The following is a 235-nucleotide window of genomic DNA, read 5'->3' as shown; positions in this document are numbered from 1 at the left end:
ACGTCATCTGCGGCGACCGCGAGACCGGCCGCGCCATGGTCGAGCACCCGACCCCGGCGATGGCCTCCATCACCGGTTCGGTACGGGCCGGCATGCAGGTCGCCGAGTCGGCGGCCAAGGACGTCAAGCGCGTCCACCTGGAGCTGGGCGGCAAGGCCCCGGTCGTGGTCTTCGAGGACACCGACATCGCCAAGGCCGTCGAGGACATCTCCGTGGCGGGCTTCTTCAACGCCGG

Annotated in this window: 1 protein-coding gene; it reads left to right on the top strand. The window is 70.6% G+C overall.

What is annotated here, in order from left to right; translation table 11 throughout:
* The coding region (locus tag RMT89_RS45495; protein WP_315889612.1) for an aldehyde dehydrogenase family protein at window positions 1-235 on the top strand (235 nt) is incomplete at both ends.

Source organism: Streptomyces sp. P17, from assembly GCF_032436805.1.
In the GTDB taxonomy this organism is placed as follows: domain Bacteria; phylum Actinomycetota; class Actinomycetes; order Streptomycetales; family Streptomycetaceae; genus Streptomyces.
This window is presented reverse-complemented; position numbering and strand designations above follow the sequence as displayed.